Here is a 17,284-nt window from a genome sequence, read left to right on the forward strand (position 1 = left end):
AAGGATTGCTCAATCTGTAAACACGGGGAGATGGATTGTAGCAGAAAGAGGGAGAGAAAGAGTAACGGGCTACCCGTGCGGGTAGCCCGAAAATCGGGTCAATCAGGAAACAGTCGCGGCAAGCGGTGTAGAGCCGTTTCGCTGCGCACTCTTGATCCAGCTATACGATCCCATCACCGCAATCACCGTCAGCAGGACATACTCAAGCGACATGGCGTAAACGCCCTGCACCGCGTAAATAACCACGCTAATCAAATCGATAAGTACCCACAGCAGCCAGTTTTCGACGAACTTGCGCGTCATCAGGACCATGGCCGCAATCGACAATACCAGCATGGTGGAATCCCAGAACGGGAAGGCATCGGGCTGGAGGTCAGGCATAGCGACCTGCATACCAAATGTTTGCAGCAGGGCAATCATGATGCGGGTGAGCGCCGCAAACACCGGGTCGATAAACAGCGTCATCAGAACAATCGCCACCGCACAAACGCCGCCTAATGCCAGGGTTTGCTGACGGGAAAGCCAACGTACTTTGAGCGCTGCTTCCTGCGCCTCATTTTGTCGACTCCATGCATACCAACCGTAAATGTTAGCGGCGAAGAAAAACACCTGTAGCAACAAGCTGGCATAGAGCTGAATCTGGAAAAAAATTGCCGCAAACAGCGTGACGTTAATCAGACCAAACAGGTAATTGATGATTTTTTCCCGGCTGGCGCACCAGATACATAGCAGACCAAATACGGTACCAATGGCTTCAATCCACGATAGCGCATAGCCGCCTTGGCCGAGAGGAATGTTAACCATGACATTGTTAATGCTGAAAAAATCCATCACTTACCTCCTGGCTGACTAGCGGAATAAATGGCGCGTAGCGCCAGGGTAATTTGCCGTTCTTCACCCTGCTGACACAGCGCGTCCTGCTGAACATAATCATTGATACTGCTATCCAGACAACCGTTGTGGGCAACCACCACATTGAGTAATGACGCCGTACGTAACCCGCGCAGCGCGCCGATGGTCATCAAAGCGGCGCTCTCCATATCCGCGCCCAGAACGCCGAGTGCCGACCACTGCGCATCCAGTTCCGTTTCCCGGTCGGTATAAAAACTATCGTGGCTTCGAACCAGGCCGCACGCGGTGGGGATATTCATCTGGCGCGCCTGCGCCATCAGTTCCCAGGTTAACTGCGGGTCGGCGCAGGCCGGATAGCCCGCAGGCGCATAGGTACGGCTGGTCCCGTCATCCGTTACCGCGGCATGGGCGATAATCACGTCGCCGAGCGCAAGATTATCCTGCAATGCCCCACAGCTGCCGATACGAATCAGGGTCGTTACGCCGATCTGACGCAGTTCTTCAATAGCAATCGCAGTAGACGGCCCACCGATTCCGGTAGAGAGCACCAAAATCTCAACACCCTGATACCAACCTCGCGCGGCGCGAAATTCGCGGTTTTGACCAAGCGGTTCTGGGTTATCAAGAAAATTGGCGATGCGATCGACCCGCAACGGATCACCCGGAAGTAGCGCATAGCGTGCGCCGGTCATCTCCTTGCTTAACTGGATATGGGGTTGCAGCGACATTCTCCCGCCTCCTTCACTCTTGCGGTTATCCGATATCAGCCTCCCGCTTTAATTTTTCAGGGGCTGACAACACAATACTTTCACCATCGGTATCAATAATCTGTAACGCTTTCAGGTCATGTAAAATACGGTTAATACTGCGTGTCGTCGCCGCCAGTTCCTGGCTGAGGTTAAGCTTATCCAGCAAGATTTCATTCGTTCCATCTTGTTGATAACGCAGCCATAACGCCTGACACACTCGCTGATGCAGCGAGTAAAGATTGTCACTGCTGGCCTTTTTTGACAGCTGATAATATTGCTGACTAAAGAAGCGCAGCATCCGCTGGTTAAAATGGTTATCTAAGGCCAGCCAGCGGCAAAAATATTCCTGCGACAAACTCAGGAGCTGCACATGCCCTACCGCTACCACCGAACAGATGTAATGACGCGACTCAAAGATCTCGAGCTCGCCCAGCATGTCGCCTTTCTGGTAGCGGGCCTGACGATAACGACGTCCATCTTCAGCCTCATAGAACACATCCACTTCACCGGAAATAATCAGCGAAAAGCGCTGACACATTTCCCCCTGTCGGCAAATAAAGGCTCCGCGCTGGCGCTCTTCAAAACGCCATCGCTGCATGATTTCCAGAGGGCAATATTTCAGTAATTCGTAGAGCTGTGGATCGCCAATAATATCACTAAGCCCGGAAAGCCAGCCGACTGAAAATTCAGGTTTTTTCATTGTATCCATGTTATCTCGCTCCACGGCTTCAGGGACAGGACGGCTGTCCCCGGCAGGAAGGAATAGGGCAGATAAAAGTGTCGCTTATCTCCCGCTTCCATACATCAGGCGAGACATCTGTCCCGCGATGGCGAAGAGTATATGTTCACGGCGAAGGCGGGTGATAAAGTAACAGGACATCTTTGAGACATGAGAACAAAATAATGGCTAAGCACGCGGCAGCCCTGCATATCCTGGTAAAAGAAGAAAAACTTGCTCTGGAGATCCTAAGCAAGCTGGATCGCGGTATTAGCTTCGATCACCTGGCAAAACGCTACTCTCGCTGTCCATCCGGGCGCAACGGCGGCGATCTGGGTGAATTCAAACAGGGGATGATGGTGGGACCATTTGATGCCGCCGTATTTAGTTGCCCACTACTTAAACCTTACGGGCCGGTCAAAACCAAATTTGGCTATCACATCATCAAGGTGCTGTATCGCCGATAAGCCATGCTAAAATCGCCAGCCTTATATATTCCCTTTTGAAGGCACGATCATGGCAAAAACAGCAGCAGCAGTGCATATCCTTGTTAAAGAAGAGAAACTGGCACTGGATCTTCTGGAACAGATTAAAAACGGCGCCGACTTCGGCAAGCTGGCGAAGAAACATTCCATCTGCCCATCAGGCAAACGCGGCGGTGATTTAGGCGAATTCCGCCAGGGCCAGATGGTTCCGGCGTTCGACAAAGTGGTCTTTTCCTGCCCTGTGCTGGAGCCAACCGGCCCGCTGCACACTCAGTTCGGTTACCACGTGATTAAAGTGCTGTACCGTAACTAATAGAAAGCCCGGTGTTTAAACACCGGGCTTTTTTTGCCGGATGGCGCTTCGCTTATCCAGCGACTGCAATACGTTTCATATCAGTCATGTAGCCACGCAGTTTCTGGCCCACTTTCTCGATAGCATGGCCGCGAATTGCGTCATTCACGTCGCGCAGTTGCGCGTTATCTACCGCGCCTTCGGCAATCGCTTTACCCAGATCGCCGGTCTGCAGGGTGGTCATGAACTCTTTCAGCAGCGGTACGCAAGCGTAAGAGAACAGGTAGTTACCGTATTCGGCGGTATCGGAGATAACCACGTTCATTTCGTACAGACGCTTACGGGCGATGGTGTTGGCGATCAGCGGCAGCTCGTGCAGTGATTCGTAGTAAGCGGATTCTTCGATGATGCCGGAATCCACCATAGTTTCGAACGCCAGCTCAACGCCCGCTTTCACCATCGCGATCATCAGCACGCCTTTATCAAAGTACTCCTGCTCGCCGATTTTGCCTTCATACTGCGGAGCGGTTTCGAACGCGGTTTTGCCGGTTTCTTCACGCCAGGTCAGCAGTTTCTTATCGTCGTTAGCCCAGTCAGCCATCATGCCGGAAGAGAATTCGCCGGAGATGATGTCATCCATGTGTTTCTGGAACAGCGGCGCCATGATCTCTTTCAGCTGTTCGGACAGCGCGTAAGCACGCAGTTTCGCCGGGTTAGACAGACGGTCCATCATCAGGGTGATGCCGCCCTGCTTCAGCGCTTCGGTAATGGTTTCCCAGCCGAACTGAATCAGTTTTTCCGCATAAGCCGGGTCGGTGCCTTCTGCCACCAGCTTGTCGAAGCACAGCAGAGAACCGGCCTGCAGCATACCGCACAGGATAGTCTGCTCGCCCATCAGGTCAGATTTCACTTCCGCAACGAAAGAAGATTCCAGTACGCCCGCACGGTGACCGCCGGTGGCCGCAGCCCAGGCTTTAGCAATCGCCATACCTTCGCCTTTCAGATCGTTTTCCGGGTGAACGGCGATCAGCGTCGGAACACCGAAACCACGTTTGTACTCTTCACGCACTTCGGTACCCGGGCATTTCGGCGCTACCATCACCACGGTGATGTCTTTACGGATCTGCTCTCCCACTTCAACGATGTTGAAGCCGTGGGAGTAGCCCAGCGCCGCGCCATCTTTCATCAGCGGCTGTACAGAACGTACAACGTCGGAGTGCTGTTTGTCTGGCGTCAGGTTAACCACCAGGTCAGCCTGCGGGATCAGCTCTTCGTAGGTGCCTACTTTGAAGCCGTTTTCGGTCGCTTTACGCCAGGAAGCACGCTTCTCAGCAATCGCTTCTTTACGCAGGGCGTAGGAGATATCCAGACCGGAGTCACGCATGTTCAGGCCCTGGTTCAGACCCTGAGCGCCACAGCCGACGATGACCACTTTTTTACCCTGAAGGTAGCTCGCGCCGTCGGCGAATTCGTCGCGGCCCATAAAGCGACATTTACCCAGCTGTGCCAGCTGCTGGCGCAGGTTCAGTGTATTAAAGTAGTTAGCCATGATGGTGTACTCCGTGATGTTGTGTTGTGGTGCTTATTATTTGGTTCGCTGTTCAGCGAAAGTAAACCCACATTACAACAGGAAATTTATTGCGGAAATTGATATATTCACAACGTCACGTTGCAATTTATGCAATATAGAACCGTGAGGTGAAATCGGTGGATTTACGCGATCTGAAAACCTTCCTGCATCTGGCGGAAAGCCGCCACTTTGGCCGCAGCGCGCGGGCGATGCACGTCAGCCCCTCCACGCTCTCCAGGCAGATTCAGCGGTTGGAAGAAGATCTCGGGCAGCCGCTGTTTGTGCGCGATAACCGCACGGTCACGCTGACTGAAGCCGGTGAAGAGCTGCGGGTGTTTGCCCAGCAGACGCTGTTGCAATACCAGCAGTTACGTCACACCCTTGACCAGCAGGGGCCGTCGCTGTCGGGCGAACTGCATATTTTCTGCTCGGTAACTGCCGCATACAGCCATCTGCCACCCATTCTCGATCGTTTCCGCGCCGAGCATCCATCGGTGGAAATTAAGCTCACCACCGGCGACGCCGCCGATGCGATGGACAAAGTGGTCACCGGTGAGGCCGATCTGGCGATTGCCGGTAAGCCCGAAACGCTGCCCGGCGCGGTGGCGTTCTCGATGCTGGAGAATCTGACGGTCGTACTGATCGCCCCGGCGCTGCCCTGCCCGGTGCGTAATCAGGTTTCGGTCGAAAAGCCAGACTGGTCGACGGTGCCGTTTATTATGGCCGATCAGGGTCCGGTACGCCGCCGCATCGAGCTGTGGTTCCGCCGTCACAAAATCAGCAACCCATCGATTTACGCCACGGTGGGTGGCCACGAAGCGATGGTTTCAATGGTGGCGCTGGGCTGCGGCGTAGCGCTGCTGCCGGAAGTGGTGCTGGAAAACAGCCCGGAGCCAGTACGTAATCGCGTGATGATTTTAGAGCGCAGTGACGAAAAAACACCGTTCGAGCTGGGGGTCTGCGCGCCGAAAAAGCGGCTGCATGAACCGCTGATCGATGCGTTCTGGAAAATTGTTCTGGAGCGTAAATCCGCCGAGTAGCGCCAGCGTCAGGCCTAAAATCAGTGGTAGATTCAGTATTGGCGCTCCTTTTCTGTATAATGTCCCGTGCCATAATAGATGTGGGGGGCTTGTTAACCATCACGTTTAGCAAGCCAGAACAGACGGTGTCATTGCGCACTTGACAGCGAAAATACAAACTTAATTAGCCATCATTATGATAATCAAACCAAAAATTCGTGGATTCATCTGTACAACGACCCATCCGACTGGCTGCAAAGTCAATGTGGAAAAACAGATCGATTATGTGAAGAAAAACGGGAAAATCGCTAACGGCCCTTCCCGCGTGCTGGTCATCGGTGCTTCCACCGGTTACGGCCTGGCTTCCAGAATTTCCGCCGCGTTCGGCAGCGGTGCCGCCACTATCGGCGTATTTTTCGAAAAACCGGGCACGGACACCAAACCAGGTTCCGCGGGCTGGTATAACTCGGCGGCTTTTGATGAAGCAGCCAAGCGTGAAGGTCTGTATTCCAAAAGCATCAACGGCGACGCGTTCTCCGATGAGTGCCGCGACGAAGTGATCAAACTGATCAAAGAAGACCTGGGTCAGATTGACCTGGTGGTTTACTCACTGGCTTCCCCGGTGCGTAAAATGCCGAAAACCGGTGAAGTAGTCCGTTCTGCGCTGAAGCCAATCGGTGAGGTTTACACCTCTAAAGCGATCGATACCAACAAAGATCAGATCATCACCGCCAGCATTGAGCCGGCAACCGAAGAAGAAGTTCAGAACACCGTTACCGTGATGGGCGGCGAAGACTGGGAACTGTGGATGGGCGCGCTGAGTGAAGCAGGCGTGCTGGCTGACGGCGTGAAAACCGTAGCCTACTCCTACATCGGTACCGACCTGACCTGGCCAATCTACTGGCACGGCGCGCTGGGCAAAGCGAAAGAAGACCTCGATCGCGCGGCGGGTGAACTGCGTAACCAGCTGGCGCCGCTGAACGGTTCCGCTAACGTTGCCGTACTGAAATCCGTCATCACCCAGGCATCTTCTGCGATTCCGGTAATGCCGCTGTACATCTCCATGGTGTTCAAGTTGATGAAAGCGCAGGGGATTCACGAAGGTTGTATCGAGCAGATCAACCGTCTGATGACCACCAGCCTGTATGGCGACAAGGTGGAGCTTGATGATAACCAGCGTATCCGTATGGATGACTGGGAACTGCGTGACGACATTCAGCAGGCATGCCGCGATCTGTGGCCGCTGATCACCACCGAAAACCTGGCGCAAGAAACTGACTATGCAGGTTACAAGCAGGAATTCCTGAACCTGTTCGGTTTTGCCCTCGACGGTGTGGATTACGATGCTGACGTGAATACCGAAGTCGAATTCGACGTCATCACGCTGTAATCTGCTGATACAGTAGCAAAAAGGGTTCATGTTTTTACATGAACCCTTTTTTAATGGCTGCCGCTAACCTGCCAGGAAGAACCTGAACGCCGGGTTATGCGTTTCATCGTGGCAGTCATAGCCCAGTTCATTCAGCCGCGTTTCGAAATCAGGCTCGTGTTCGCCCAGCTCAAACGCCGCCAGTACGCGACCATAATCGGTGCCGTGACTGCGATAGTGGAACAATGAAATATTCCAGTGCGTCCCCAGGGTATGCAGGAATTTGAGCAGCGCTCCCGGAGATTCCGGGAATTCAAAGCTGTAGAGCCGCTCCTGTAAGGGTTTCGACGGACGCCCGCCAACCATATAGCGCACGTGCAGCTTCGCCATTTCGTCGTCGGACAGATCCACCACGCTATAGCCTCCCTCGCTGAGCAACTGGAGGATTTCCTTACGCTCTTCCAGCCCACGGCTCAGGCGTACGCCGACAAAAATGCAGGCGTCTTTCGCATCAGCAAAACGGTAGTTAAACTCGGTCACCGAACGGCCACCCAACAGTTGGCAAAACTTCAGGAAGCTGCCCTTTTCTTCCGGAATGGTTACTGCCAGTAAGGCTTCACGCTGTTCCCCCAGCTCGCAGCGTTCGGAAACGTAGCGCAGGCCGTGGAAGTTAACGTTAGCGCCGGAAAGAACATGCGCCAGACGCTCGCCGCGAATATTATGCTGGGCGATGTATTTTTTCATCCCCGCAAGCGCCAGCGCCCCGGAAGGCTCCGCCACCGCGCGCACGTCTTCGAACAGGTCTTTCATTGCCGCGCAGATAGCATCGCTATCGACGGTGATGATGTCGTCGAGATATTCCTGACACAGGCGGAAGGTCTCATCGCCAATACGTTTCACCGCCACGCCTTCGGCAAAGAGACCCACACGCGGCAGATCCACCGGATGGCCCGCATCCAACGCCGCTTTCAGGCAGGCGGAATCTTCGGCTTCCACGGCAATCACTTTGATTTGCGGCATCAGCTGTTTTATCAGCACCGCCACGCCCGCCGCCAAACCACCGCCGCCAACTGGCACAAAAACGCGGTCAAGGTGAGCATCCTGCTGAAGTAACTCCAGCGCCAGCGTGCCCTGCCCGGCAATCACCATCGGATGATCGAACGGCGGAACCCAGGTAAAACCCTGCTGCTGCGACAATTCAATCGCTTTGGCTTTGGCCTCATCAAAATTCGCGCCGTGCAGCAATACTTCACCGCCGAAGCCGCGAACGGCATCGACTTTGATATCGGCGGTAGCCGTTGGCATGACAATCAGTGCCTTCACACCTAATCGCGCAGAAGAGAACGCGACGCCCTGGGCATGATTACCAGCCGACGCGGTGATGACACCATGCGCTTTTTGCTCTTCGGTCAGGCCCGCCATCATGGCATAGGCTCCGCGCAGCTTAAAGCTGTGAACGGGTTGACGGTCTTCGCGCTTCACCAGAATCACGTTATCGAGGCGCGAAGAGAGTTTTTCCATTTTTTGTAGCGGCGTTACTTGCGCCGCTTCATAAACCGGTGCTCGCAGTACCGCTCTGAGATACTCGGCGCCTTCTGGCGCGCCGGAAAGGGGTTGAGAATCCGCCATGGTCATTATCCCCCCAGTTTCGACTTATCGCGCACCGCGCCTTTGTCGGCGCTGGTAGCCAGGCTGGCGTAGGCGCGCAGTGCAAAGGAGACCTGACGCTGACGATCTTTTGGCGTCCAGGCTTTGTCACCGCGTGCTTCCTGCGCTTCACGGCGCGCAGCGATTTCCGCATCACTCAGTTGCAGTTGAATGCCACGATTCGGGATATCGATGGCAATCATGTCGCCGTCTTCGATAATCGCAATATTACCGCCGCTTGCCGCTTCCGGAGAAACGTGACCAATGGAAAGCCCCGAAGTACCGCCGGAGAATCGACCATCGGTTATCAGCGCACAGGCCTTGCCGAGGCCCATCGATTTCAGGAAGGTGGTTGGGTAGAGCATTTCCTGCATGCCCGGCCCGCCTTTCGGCCCTTCGTAGCGAATGACAACCACGTCGCCAGCTACCACTTTACCGCCGAGGATGGCTTCAACCGCATCGTCCTGGCTTTCATACACTTTTGCCGGGCCGGTGAACTTTAGGATGCTGTCATCCACGCCTGCGGTTTTTACGATACAGCCGTTTTCCGCGAAATTACCGTACAGAACTGCCAGTCCGCCGTCTTTGCTATAAGCGTGCTCCAGCGAGCGAATGCACCCTTCAGCGCGGTCATCATCCAGAGAGTCCCAACGGCAGTCCTGTGAGAACGCCTGGGTGGTACGGATGCCGGCCGGGCCTGCGCGGAACATTTTTTTCACCGTATCGTCTTTGGTGAGCATAACGTCATATCGATCAAGCGTTTGCGGCAAAGTCAGTCCCAGCACGTTTTTCACGTCGCGGTTCAGCAGCCCGGCTCTGTCCAGCTCGCCTAAAATGCCCAATACGCCGCCTGCACGGTGCACGTCTTCCATATGGTATTTCTGCGTACTCGGCGCAACTTTACACAGCTGCGGGACTTTGCGGGACAGCTTATCAATATCACTCATGGTGAAGTCGATTTCCGCTTCCTGCGCGGCCGCCAGCAGGTGCAGAACGGTGTTGGTGGATCCGCCCATGGCGATATCCAGCGTCATAGCGTTCTCAAACGCCGCCTTGCTGGCAATGTTGCGCGGCAGGGCAGAAGCGTCATCCTGCTCGTAGTAGCGTTTGGTCAGCTCGACGATACGTTTACCCGCGTTGAGGAACAGTTCTTTGCGGTCGGCGTGAGTCGCCAACAGCGAACCATTACCCGGCTGCGACAGACCCAGCGCTTCGGTCAGGCAGTTCATCGAGTTGGCGGTGAACATCCCGGAACACGAGCCGCAGGTCGGACAGGCGGAACGCTCAACCTGCTCACTTTGCGAGTCGGAGACTTTCGGGTCAGCGCCCTGAATCATGGCATCAACCAGGTCGAGCTTGATGATTTGATCAGAAAGCTTGGTTTTCCCGGCTTCCATCGGGCCGCCGGAAACAAAGATCACCGGAATATTCAGGCGCAAAGAGGCCATTAACATACCGGGGGTGATTTTGTCGCAGTTGGAAATGCAGACCATCGCATCGGCGCAGTGGGCGTTAACCATATACTCCACTGAATCGGCGATCAGCTCGCGCGACGGCAGTGAATACAGCATGCCGCCATGACCCATGGCGATACCATCATCCACAGCAATGGTGTTGAACTCTTTCGCCACGCCGCCTGAGGCTTCGATTTGTTCGGCAACCAGCTTACCGAGATCGCGCAGGTGGACATGACCCGGCACAAACTGGGTAAAGGAGTTCACCACAGCGATAATCGGTTTACCGAAGTCATCATCGGTCATCCCGGTGGCGCGCCACAGCGCGCGGGCACCCGCCATATTGCGGCCGTGAGTGGTGGTGGCAGAACGATACTTAGGCATGCTTGATTAACTCCCGTCTGTCTTTCCCCTGCATACTTCACGCCGCAGGTGCGTTGGCTGCCTCGCTCACCCCAGTCACTTACTAAAGTAAGCTCCAGGGGACTCGCTGCGTTGCCGTCTTCCTGCAACGTGAATTATTTTGGGGAAATATTAATTTTGTTATTGGTTTACTGAATCCAACCAGCCGTATTTATCTTCCGTTTCACCGGTAAAGAGGCCGAAGAAGGCCTGCTGGATGCGTTTGGTGACCGGACCGCAGCGGCCTTCGCCCACCTGGATACCATCGACGCTGCGTACTGGGGTGATTTCGGCTGCGGTACCGGACATGAACACTTCGTCGGCCAGATACAGAGATTCACGAGACAGCACCTGCTCACGCACTTCGATATCGAGATCTTTCGCCAGCTTAATGATCGCGTCACGGGTGATACCCGGTAGCGCGGAAGAGGTAAACGGCGGGGTAAACAGAATGCCGTCTTTTACTTCAAACAGGTTTTCGCCCGCGCCTTCGGAGATGTAGCCATTCACGTCCAGCGCAATGCCTTCCTGATAGCCATGACGACGCGCTTCGCTGCCCACCAGCAGCGAAGACAGGTAGTTACCACCAGCTTTAGCAGCGGTAGGGATGGTGTTCGGCGCAACGCGGTTCCAGGAAGAAACCATCGCGTCGATCCCCTGCTCCAGCGCTTCAGCACCGAGGTAAGCCCCCCACGGGAACGCAGCAATAATCACATCGGTGGTGTATCCCGCTGGCGGGTTAACGCCCATCCCCACGTCGCCAACAAACACCAGCGGACGGATATAGGCGCTGGTCAGATTGTTTTTACGAATCACCTCACGGCAAGCTTCCATCAGCTCATCAACGCTCTGAGAAACCGGAAAACGATAGATCTTGGCTGAATCACGCAGACGCTGCATGTGTTCGCGATGACGGAACACCACCGGCCCTTTGTGAGAATCGTAGCAACGGATGCCTTCAAATACAGAAGTACCGTAATGCAGCGCGTGGGACATCACGTGAACCTTCGCGTCTTCCCAACGAATCATCTCGCCATTAGACCAAATGTAATCAGCTTTTTTCGTCGTCATTTTTCTTCCTTTTGCGCTCAGGCGCGGATTTGTTGTGATGTGGTTGTGCTCTGGCAGATAGCAACATGTGCAACGTCTACCAGTTTACTTAACTGACTAAACAGTAAGTCGACCGACCGGGGGCTGGCAACGGTCAATTCGATATTTATATTCTGCGCATCGCTGGCGGCTTCCATATTCATGGAGCACACCTGAAAACCACGATGGCGTACCACGCGTAAAACGCGTTCTAACGTTTCCGGATTGAAGCGAGCCTCAACGGCGACCTGATGTTGCATCATGATAATTTCTCCAGCATTTCTGAGTTGCTGGCGCCAGGTGGCACCAGAGGCCAGACATTCTCAAGTTCGTCGATTGAGACATGAAGCAGGTATGGCCCCTCGCTGTTCAGCATGGTGTCGAGTGCCGCTTCAACCTGGTCTTTATGGGTGATGTGTTGACCAGGTATGCCGAAGGCGCTGGCCAACATGAGGAAATCGGGGTTATCGGTAAGAGTGGTTTCGCTATAACGTTCCTGGAAAAACAGCTGCTGCCATTGTCGCACCATGCCTAACCGCTGGTTGTCGAGTAAAACTATCTTCAGCGGCAACTGCTTACGTTTTACGGTGCCCAGCTCCTGCACATTCATCATGAAGGAGCCGTCACCGGAGATACAGATTACCGTATCGTTAGGGCGAGCAACCTGCGCACCAACCGCAGCAGGCAGGCCAAAGCCCATCGTACCCAGACCGCTCGACGTGATGAAATTTTCCGGGCGGGTGTAGGTCATATGCTGGGCCGACCACATCTGATGCTGGCCAACATCCGTGGTCACTACGCTGTCCGCTGGTTTGCGATCGGACAACTGCTTTAACAACAATGGCGCATAGATAGCTTCACCTGGATGATCATAGCGCCAGGTATGTTCTGAGCGCAGTTCTGCACTGTGCTGACGCCATGCATCAATCTTCAGCGATTGCTGCAATGCCGGCAGTAGAGAATTTAAATCACCCTGCAGGGCGACGTGCGCCTGGCGCAGTTTGTTCATTTCCGCCGGATCGATATCCATGTGGATAACGCTGGCGTTCGGTGCGAAGGTATTCAGCTTCCCGGTCACCCGGTCATCAAAACGCGCGCCCACTGCAATCAGTAAATCACACTCTTGCACGGCGAAATTTGCCGCTTTAGTGCCATGCATTCCCAACATGCCCAAATAGTACTGGTAGTCAGCATTTACTGCGCCCAGACCTTTCAGCGTGCAGGCGACTGGCATTTGGGTTACGGCGATAAACTCACGCAGGGCCGGGACCGCCTGCGCCATACCAACGCCGCCACCGATGTACAGGATCGGTTTCTGCGCCTGCGCGATCATTTTACGCGCCAGTTCAACGTCAGCATGCGGGAAAGCCTCTACGTTTTCGACGGTCGTAAAATACGGCTCCAGCGTACCGCTGGCTAATTGGATGTCTTTCGGGATATCAACCAGAACCGGACCCGGACGACCGGAATTCGCCACGGCGAAAGCCTCAGCCATGATGCGCGGCAGCTCTTCCAGCGACTGCACCAGGAAACTGTGTTTGGTGCAGGACAGCGACATCCCCAGAACGTCCACTTCCTGGAACGCATCCGTTCCGATAAAAGGTGATGCCACCTGACCGGTGATCGCTACAACAGGAACAGAATCTAACAGCGCATCGGCAAGGCCCGTGATCAGGTTGGTAGCACCAGGACCGGAAGTTGCGATACAAACGCCGGTTTTACCGGTCGCACGGGCATAGCCAATCGCCGCCATCGCTGCGCCCTGCTCGTGTCGGCACAACAGGTGCTCTACGCCGCCGTCATACAATGCATCGTAAACCGGCATAATTGCGCCACCGGGATAACCAAAGACGGTTTGAACCCCTTGTGCACGCAACGCATGTACCACCCACTGTGCCCCATTCATAGTTACATCCCCGCCGTAAATCTTGAGAAACAGAATTTTATGCTACCGTTCACTTTCTGCTCCTCGTGTATGTTTTTAAGGTCAAAAAAAACCCCCGGACCTTTCGGTGCGGGGGTCTTAGTTCGTTAAGGCTTGTTTTCTAAGCCTTTCCTCGTCCAAGTGCAGCCCCGCACGGTGGGATAATAATCACCACCACGCTAATCACGACCAGGCTAATCACTCGTAGAAGGGCTGTCATTTTTGTATTTTCTTGCATCTTGTTCGAAGGAATACCTAAAGAGTTACCATAGAATTTGCAAATGACACAAGATATTTTTTTATTCGTTTTTCTGACGCCGTTAACGGTTTAGATAAATACCATTGTTTTTTATACAAAAAATCAAAAATGAAAATATTTCACGTTTCAGGCGATTGTCGACATCCCAATCCCCAATAAAAACACCATTCCAAATCATTTGCGGCCCTCATTCCAGGCTAAATGCAAGCAACGATCTGTTACACAAAAATACGGGAATCAGCATTTAAAAACCGCAATAACATTAAATCTTGCCGCGATGTATTGCGACATAATGCTTCTATCAGGAGGGATTATGTCACTATCGATTGTTCACACACGCGCCGCGCTGGGCGTGAATGCGCCAGCCATTACTATCGAGGTGCATATCAGCAACGGATTGCCTGGCTTAACCATGGTGGGGCTACCCGAAACGACGGTGAAAGAGGCACGCGACCGAGTACGTAGTGCGATTATAAATAGCGGTTATGAATTCCCGGCGAAGAAAATAACCATAAACCTCGCTCCGGCCGATCTCCCGAAAGAAGGGGGGAGATATGATTTACCTATCGCTGTTGCGCTTCTGGCCGCTTCTGAGCAGCTTACAGCCCACAATCTCGATACCTACGAGCTGGTAGGGGAATTAGCGCTTACAGGCGCATTACGCGGCGTTCCCGGCGCGATATCAAGCGCAACCGAAGCCATTCGTGCAGGCAGGCGAATTATTGTCGCCAAAGAGAACGCCGCTGAAGTTGGACTCATACATGGCGAAGGATGCCTGATCGCCGAACACCTGCAGACCGTATGCGCATTTCTTGAAGGTAAGCACGATTTAGATAAGCCCTCATCCGCAGATTTTACGCCCAACGCATTAGTCGATGATCTGAGCGATGTTATTGGCCAGGAACAGGGTAAACGGGGGCTGGAGCTTACCGCAGCTGGCGGTCACAACCTCTTGCTTATCGGCCCGCCGGGCACAGGCAAGACCATGCTCGCCAGCCGCCTCAGAGGGCTGCTCCCGCCACTTAGCAATGATGAAGCACTGGAAAGCGCCGCGATACTCAGTCTGGTTAATTCAGACACAATACAAAAACAGTGGAAGCAACGCCCTTTTCGTTCGCCGCATCACAGTGCTTCATTGACCGCTATGGTCGGTGGAGGCTCAATTCCTGCGCCAGGCGAAATCTCTCTGGCGCATAACGGCATACTGTTTCTGGATGAACTACCCGAGTTTGAGCGACGCACGCTGGATGCGCTGCGCGAACCCATCGAGTCCGGGCAGATCCATCTCTCCCGCACCAGAGCAAAAATAACCTACCCCGCGCGCTTTCAACTCATAGCTGCGATTAATCCAAGCCCGACAGGCCATTATCAGGGAAACCATAACCGCTGTACCCCGGAACAGACGCTGCGTTACCTCAATCGATTGTCAGGTCCATTTCTTGACCGCTTCGATCTCTCCCTCGAAATTCCCTTACCACCGCCTGGCATACTCAGCCAGAGCGCAGTAAAAGGGGAAGATAGCGCCACGGTGAAGCAACGCGTTATGGCAGCACGAGAGCGTCAGTATCAGCGGCAAAATAAGTTAAACGCGCATCTGGGTAGTCAGGATATCCATAAATACTGCGTACTGCGCAGCGACGATGCGCAGTGGCTTGAAGAAACGCTCGCACATCTCGGATTGTCTATCCGCGCCTGGCTGCGCCTGATAAAGGTCGCACGAACAATTGCGGATATCGAACAATGTGATCACATCTCTCGCCAACACTTACAGGAAGCCGTTGGGTACCGGGCGATAGACAGATTACTCATTCATTTGCAGAAACTACTGACATAAAAAAAGGGCTTTCGCCCTTTTTATTAATCATCAGATTCGGTGTAGTCTTCTGCACCTTCCACCTGAGGTTTCCCACCAGACAGCGTGTGGAAACGTTTTGGACGCTTAATACGCGTCATGTACTTAGACCACACACGTTCAGCTTCGGTAACCGGCTCACGTTCGCCACGACATACCGCAACAAACAGTTTTTCTTCTTCAGTTACCGGCTCACGCTTGCCCAGATCCAGCTCGTTGAAAGCATAACCGTGACGCTCAAGCAGTTGTGCTTCTTTAATGGTGAAATCACCATGACGGGAGAATCCGCGGGGATAATATTTATTATCGAAATATCGATTAGTCGTCGTAAAGCTTTCCGCCATCCTGCACGCTCCTAATTCTTTGGCCGAGCTATTTATGGCGCGGAGTATTAGTTACGCTTGACAGAGCGTCAAACAAAAGATTTAAATCATAACGACAAATAATTTTATGGAGCGAGTTGTGGATACGGAATTGTTAAAAACTTTCCTGGAAGTTAGCCGGACACGCCATTTTGGCAGGGCTGCTGAAGCGCTCTATCTGACCCAATCAGCGGTTAGTTTCCGGATAAGACAACTGGAAAATCAATTGGGTGTAAACCTGTTCACCCGGCACAGAAACAATATCCGTTTAACCGCTGCAGGTGAAAAATTATTGCCTTACGCTGAAACGTTGATGAATACGTGGCAAGCCGCACGTAAGGAAGTCGCGAATACCTCGCGGCATAACGAGTTTTCTATCGGTGCCAGCGCCTCTCTTTGGGAGTGCATGCTTAATGACTGGTTGAGGCGTTTGTATCAATCTCAGGAGCCACAGTCCAGCCTGCAGTTTGAAGCGAGGATCGCTCAGCGCCAGTCGTTAGTAAAACAGCTTCATGAACGACAGCTTGATCTACTGATTACGACCGAAACACCCAAAATGGACGAATTTAGCAGCCAGCTGTTGGGGTATTTCACGCTGGCGCTCTATTGCAGCTCTCCTTCACAAACCAAAGATGAATTGAATTATCTACGCCTGGAATGGGGACCCGATTTTCAACAACACGAAGCGGGATTGATTGCGGGAGATGAAGTGCCGGTACTCACCACCAGTTCGGCAGAATTGGCCAGGCAGCAACTTTCAGTGATTAAGGGCTTTAGCTGGCTTCCCGTGCACTGGGCCAAAACCAAAAGCGATCTCCATACGGTTACCGACAGTACAACGCTTTCACGCCCTTTATATGCAGTTTGGCTACAAAACAGCGATAAACATGGACTGATTTGCGATCTGCTGAGAACGAATATTCTGGAAGATTAAATAAATACGGGCAAGGATGCCGGGAATAAAACAGCAGGAAGGCACAGATCAAATTGCAGGTAAAAAAAAATCCTTAGCAAAAATGCTAAGGATTGTTTCTGGCAGGGGCGGAGAGACTCGAACTCGCGACACCCGGTTTTGGAGACCGGTGCTCTACCAACTGAGCTACGCCCCTAAATTTTCTTATCATTAAGCCTGCTTGGTAGCAGGCTTAATTTTCTAATAAGTGGCGGAACGGACGGGACTCGAACCCGCGACCCCCTGCGTGACAGGCAGGTATTCTAACCAACTGAACTACCGCTCCACC

At 53.4% G+C, this 17,284-nt stretch carries 17 protein-coding genes and 2 tRNA genes; 6 read left to right on the forward strand and 13 right to left on the reverse strand.

Translation table 11 applies throughout. The features are described from left to right. Window positions 1-102: 102 nt before the first annotated feature. The 3 genes from pnuC to OGV77_RS06645 are packed head-to-tail and all read right to left on the reverse strand — an operon-like array spanning window position 103 to window position 2,310. Window positions 103-831 (reverse strand): nicotinamide riboside transporter PnuC, encoded by a 729-nt coding sequence (gene pnuC, locus OGV77_RS06635; RefSeq protein WP_043018970.1) that lies wholly within the window; start codon window positions 829-831, stop codon window positions 103-105. Next, on the reverse strand, window positions 831-1,580 hold the full coding sequence (locus OGV77_RS06640) for a nucleoside phosphorylase (RefSeq protein ID WP_170927994.1): 750 nt from the start codon (window positions 1,578-1,580) through the stop codon (window positions 831-833). The genes pnuC and OGV77_RS06640 overlap by 1 nt, the downstream gene beginning before the upstream one ends. 25 nt (window positions 1,581-1,605) lie before the next feature. Further along, a complete protein-coding gene (locus OGV77_RS06645; protein ID WP_087050445.1) occupies window positions 1,606-2,310 on the reverse strand; it encodes a Crp/Fnr family transcriptional regulator in 705 nt (234 codons plus the stop codon). A 194-nt stretch (window positions 2,311-2,504) separates the two neighbouring features. On the opposite strand from OGV77_RS06645, the gene ppiC (OGV77_RS06650) reads away from it, so the two are divergent. Both ppiC (OGV77_RS06650) and ppiC (OGV77_RS06655) read left to right on the forward strand, forming a co-directional pair. Then, window positions 2,505-2,786: a peptidylprolyl isomerase PpiC gene (gene ppiC, locus OGV77_RS06650; protein WP_043018967.1), complete on the forward strand. Its 282-nt coding sequence runs from the start codon at window positions 2,505-2,507 to the stop codon at window positions 2,784-2,786. 49 nt (window positions 2,787-2,835) lie between these two features. Further along, on the forward strand, window positions 2,836-3,117 hold the full coding sequence (gene ppiC, locus OGV77_RS06655) for a peptidylprolyl isomerase PpiC (protein WP_087050446.1): 282 nt from the start codon (window positions 2,836-2,838) through the stop codon (window positions 3,115-3,117). 52 nt (window positions 3,118-3,169) lie between these two features. On the opposite strand, the gene ilvC is transcribed toward ppiC (OGV77_RS06655), so the two are convergent. Further along, complete coding sequence (ilvC, locus tag OGV77_RS06660; protein ID WP_286502634.1) at window positions 3,170-4,645, reverse strand: ketol-acid reductoisomerase; 1,476 nt, start codon at window positions 4,643-4,645, stop codon at window positions 3,170-3,172. A 158-nt stretch (window positions 4,646-4,803) separates the two neighbouring features. On the opposite strand from ilvC, the gene ilvY reads away from it, so the two are divergent. Together ilvY and fabV are read left to right on the forward strand one after the other, a co-directional pair. Then, window positions 4,804-5,706 carry an HTH-type transcriptional activator IlvY gene (gene ilvY / locus OGV77_RS06665; RefSeq protein WP_075145435.1) on the forward strand — a complete coding sequence of 301 codons (903 nt, stop codon included), beginning with the start codon at window positions 4,804-4,806 and terminating at the stop codon, window positions 5,704-5,706. Window positions 5,707-5,881: 175 nt separating this feature from the next. Continuing rightward, a complete protein-coding gene (fabV, locus tag OGV77_RS06670) occupies window positions 5,882-7,075 on the forward strand; it encodes an enoyl-ACP reductase FabV (protein WP_087050447.1) in 1,194 nt (397 codons plus the stop codon). A 63-nt stretch (window positions 7,076-7,138) separates the two neighbouring features. On the opposite strand, the gene ilvA is transcribed toward fabV, so the two are convergent. From ilvA to ilvL, 6 genes are all read right to left on the reverse strand, one after another. After that, window positions 7,139-8,683 (reverse strand): threonine ammonia-lyase, biosynthetic, encoded by a 1,545-nt coding sequence (ilvA, locus tag OGV77_RS06675; RefSeq protein ID WP_043019012.1) that lies wholly within the window; start codon window positions 8,681-8,683, stop codon window positions 7,139-7,141. Window positions 8,684-8,688: 5 nt separating this feature from the next. Continuing rightward, on the reverse strand, window positions 8,689-10,539 hold the full coding sequence (gene ilvD / locus OGV77_RS06680) for a dihydroxy-acid dehydratase (RefSeq protein ID WP_087050448.1): 1,851 nt from the start codon (window positions 10,537-10,539) through the stop codon (window positions 8,689-8,691). Between the two features lie 159 nt (window positions 10,540-10,698). Then, window positions 10,699-11,628 (reverse strand): branched-chain amino acid transaminase, encoded by a 930-nt coding sequence (locus OGV77_RS06685; RefSeq protein WP_003829030.1) that lies wholly within the window; start codon window positions 11,626-11,628, stop codon window positions 10,699-10,701. A gap of 17 nt (window positions 11,629-11,645) precedes the next feature. Beyond that, window positions 11,646-11,909 carry an acetolactate synthase 2 small subunit gene (gene ilvM, locus OGV77_RS06690; protein ID WP_003018017.1) on the reverse strand — a complete coding sequence of 88 codons (264 nt, stop codon included), beginning with the start codon at window positions 11,907-11,909 and terminating at the stop codon, window positions 11,646-11,648. After that, window positions 11,906-13,552: an acetolactate synthase 2 catalytic subunit gene (gene ilvG / locus OGV77_RS06695; protein ID WP_087050449.1), complete on the reverse strand. Its 1,647-nt coding sequence runs from the start codon at window positions 13,550-13,552 to the stop codon at window positions 11,906-11,908. Before ilvG ends, ilvM begins: the two co-directional genes overlap by 4 nt. Window positions 13,553-13,691: 139 nt before the next feature. Continuing rightward, on the reverse strand, window positions 13,692-13,790 hold the full coding sequence (ilvL, locus tag OGV77_RS06700; RefSeq protein ID WP_001311244.1) for an ilv operon leader peptide: 99 nt from the start codon (window positions 13,788-13,790) through the stop codon (window positions 13,692-13,694). A gap of 352 nt (window positions 13,791-14,142) precedes the next feature. Here ilvL and OGV77_RS06705 point away from each other — a divergent pair, with 352 nt between their 5' ends. Beyond that, on the forward strand, window positions 14,143-15,663 hold the full coding sequence (locus OGV77_RS06705) for a YifB family Mg chelatase-like AAA ATPase (protein ID WP_087050450.1): 1,521 nt from the start codon (window positions 14,143-14,145) through the stop codon (window positions 15,661-15,663). A 23-nt stretch (window positions 15,664-15,686) separates the two neighbouring features. Here OGV77_RS06705 and maoP read toward each other — a convergent pair whose 3' ends face one another. Then, on the reverse strand, window positions 15,687-16,025 hold the full coding sequence (maoP, locus tag OGV77_RS06710; RefSeq protein ID WP_003018025.1) for a macrodomain Ori organization protein MaoP: 339 nt from the start codon (window positions 16,023-16,025) through the stop codon (window positions 15,687-15,689). A gap of 106 nt (window positions 16,026-16,131) precedes the next feature. Between maoP and hdfR the strand changes: the two genes are divergently transcribed. Beyond that, window positions 16,132-16,977 (forward strand): HTH-type transcriptional regulator HdfR, encoded by an 846-nt coding sequence (gene hdfR / locus OGV77_RS06715; RefSeq protein ID WP_087050451.1) that lies wholly within the window; start codon window positions 16,132-16,134, stop codon window positions 16,975-16,977. Window positions 16,978-17,076: 99 nt separating this feature from the next. Here hdfR and OGV77_RS06720 read toward each other — a convergent pair. After that, a tRNA-Trp gene (locus OGV77_RS06720) sits at window positions 17,077-17,152 on the reverse strand. A 52-nt stretch (window positions 17,153-17,204) separates the two neighbouring features. After that, window positions 17,205-17,281 (reverse strand) — tRNA-Asp (locus OGV77_RS06725). Between the last annotated feature and the right edge of the window lie 3 nt (window positions 17,282-17,284).

The sequence above is a fragment of the Citrobacter sp. Ce129 genome, from assembly GCF_030334545.1.
Classification (GTDB): Bacteria; Pseudomonadota; Gammaproteobacteria; order Enterobacterales; family Enterobacteriaceae; genus Citrobacter; species Citrobacter europaeus.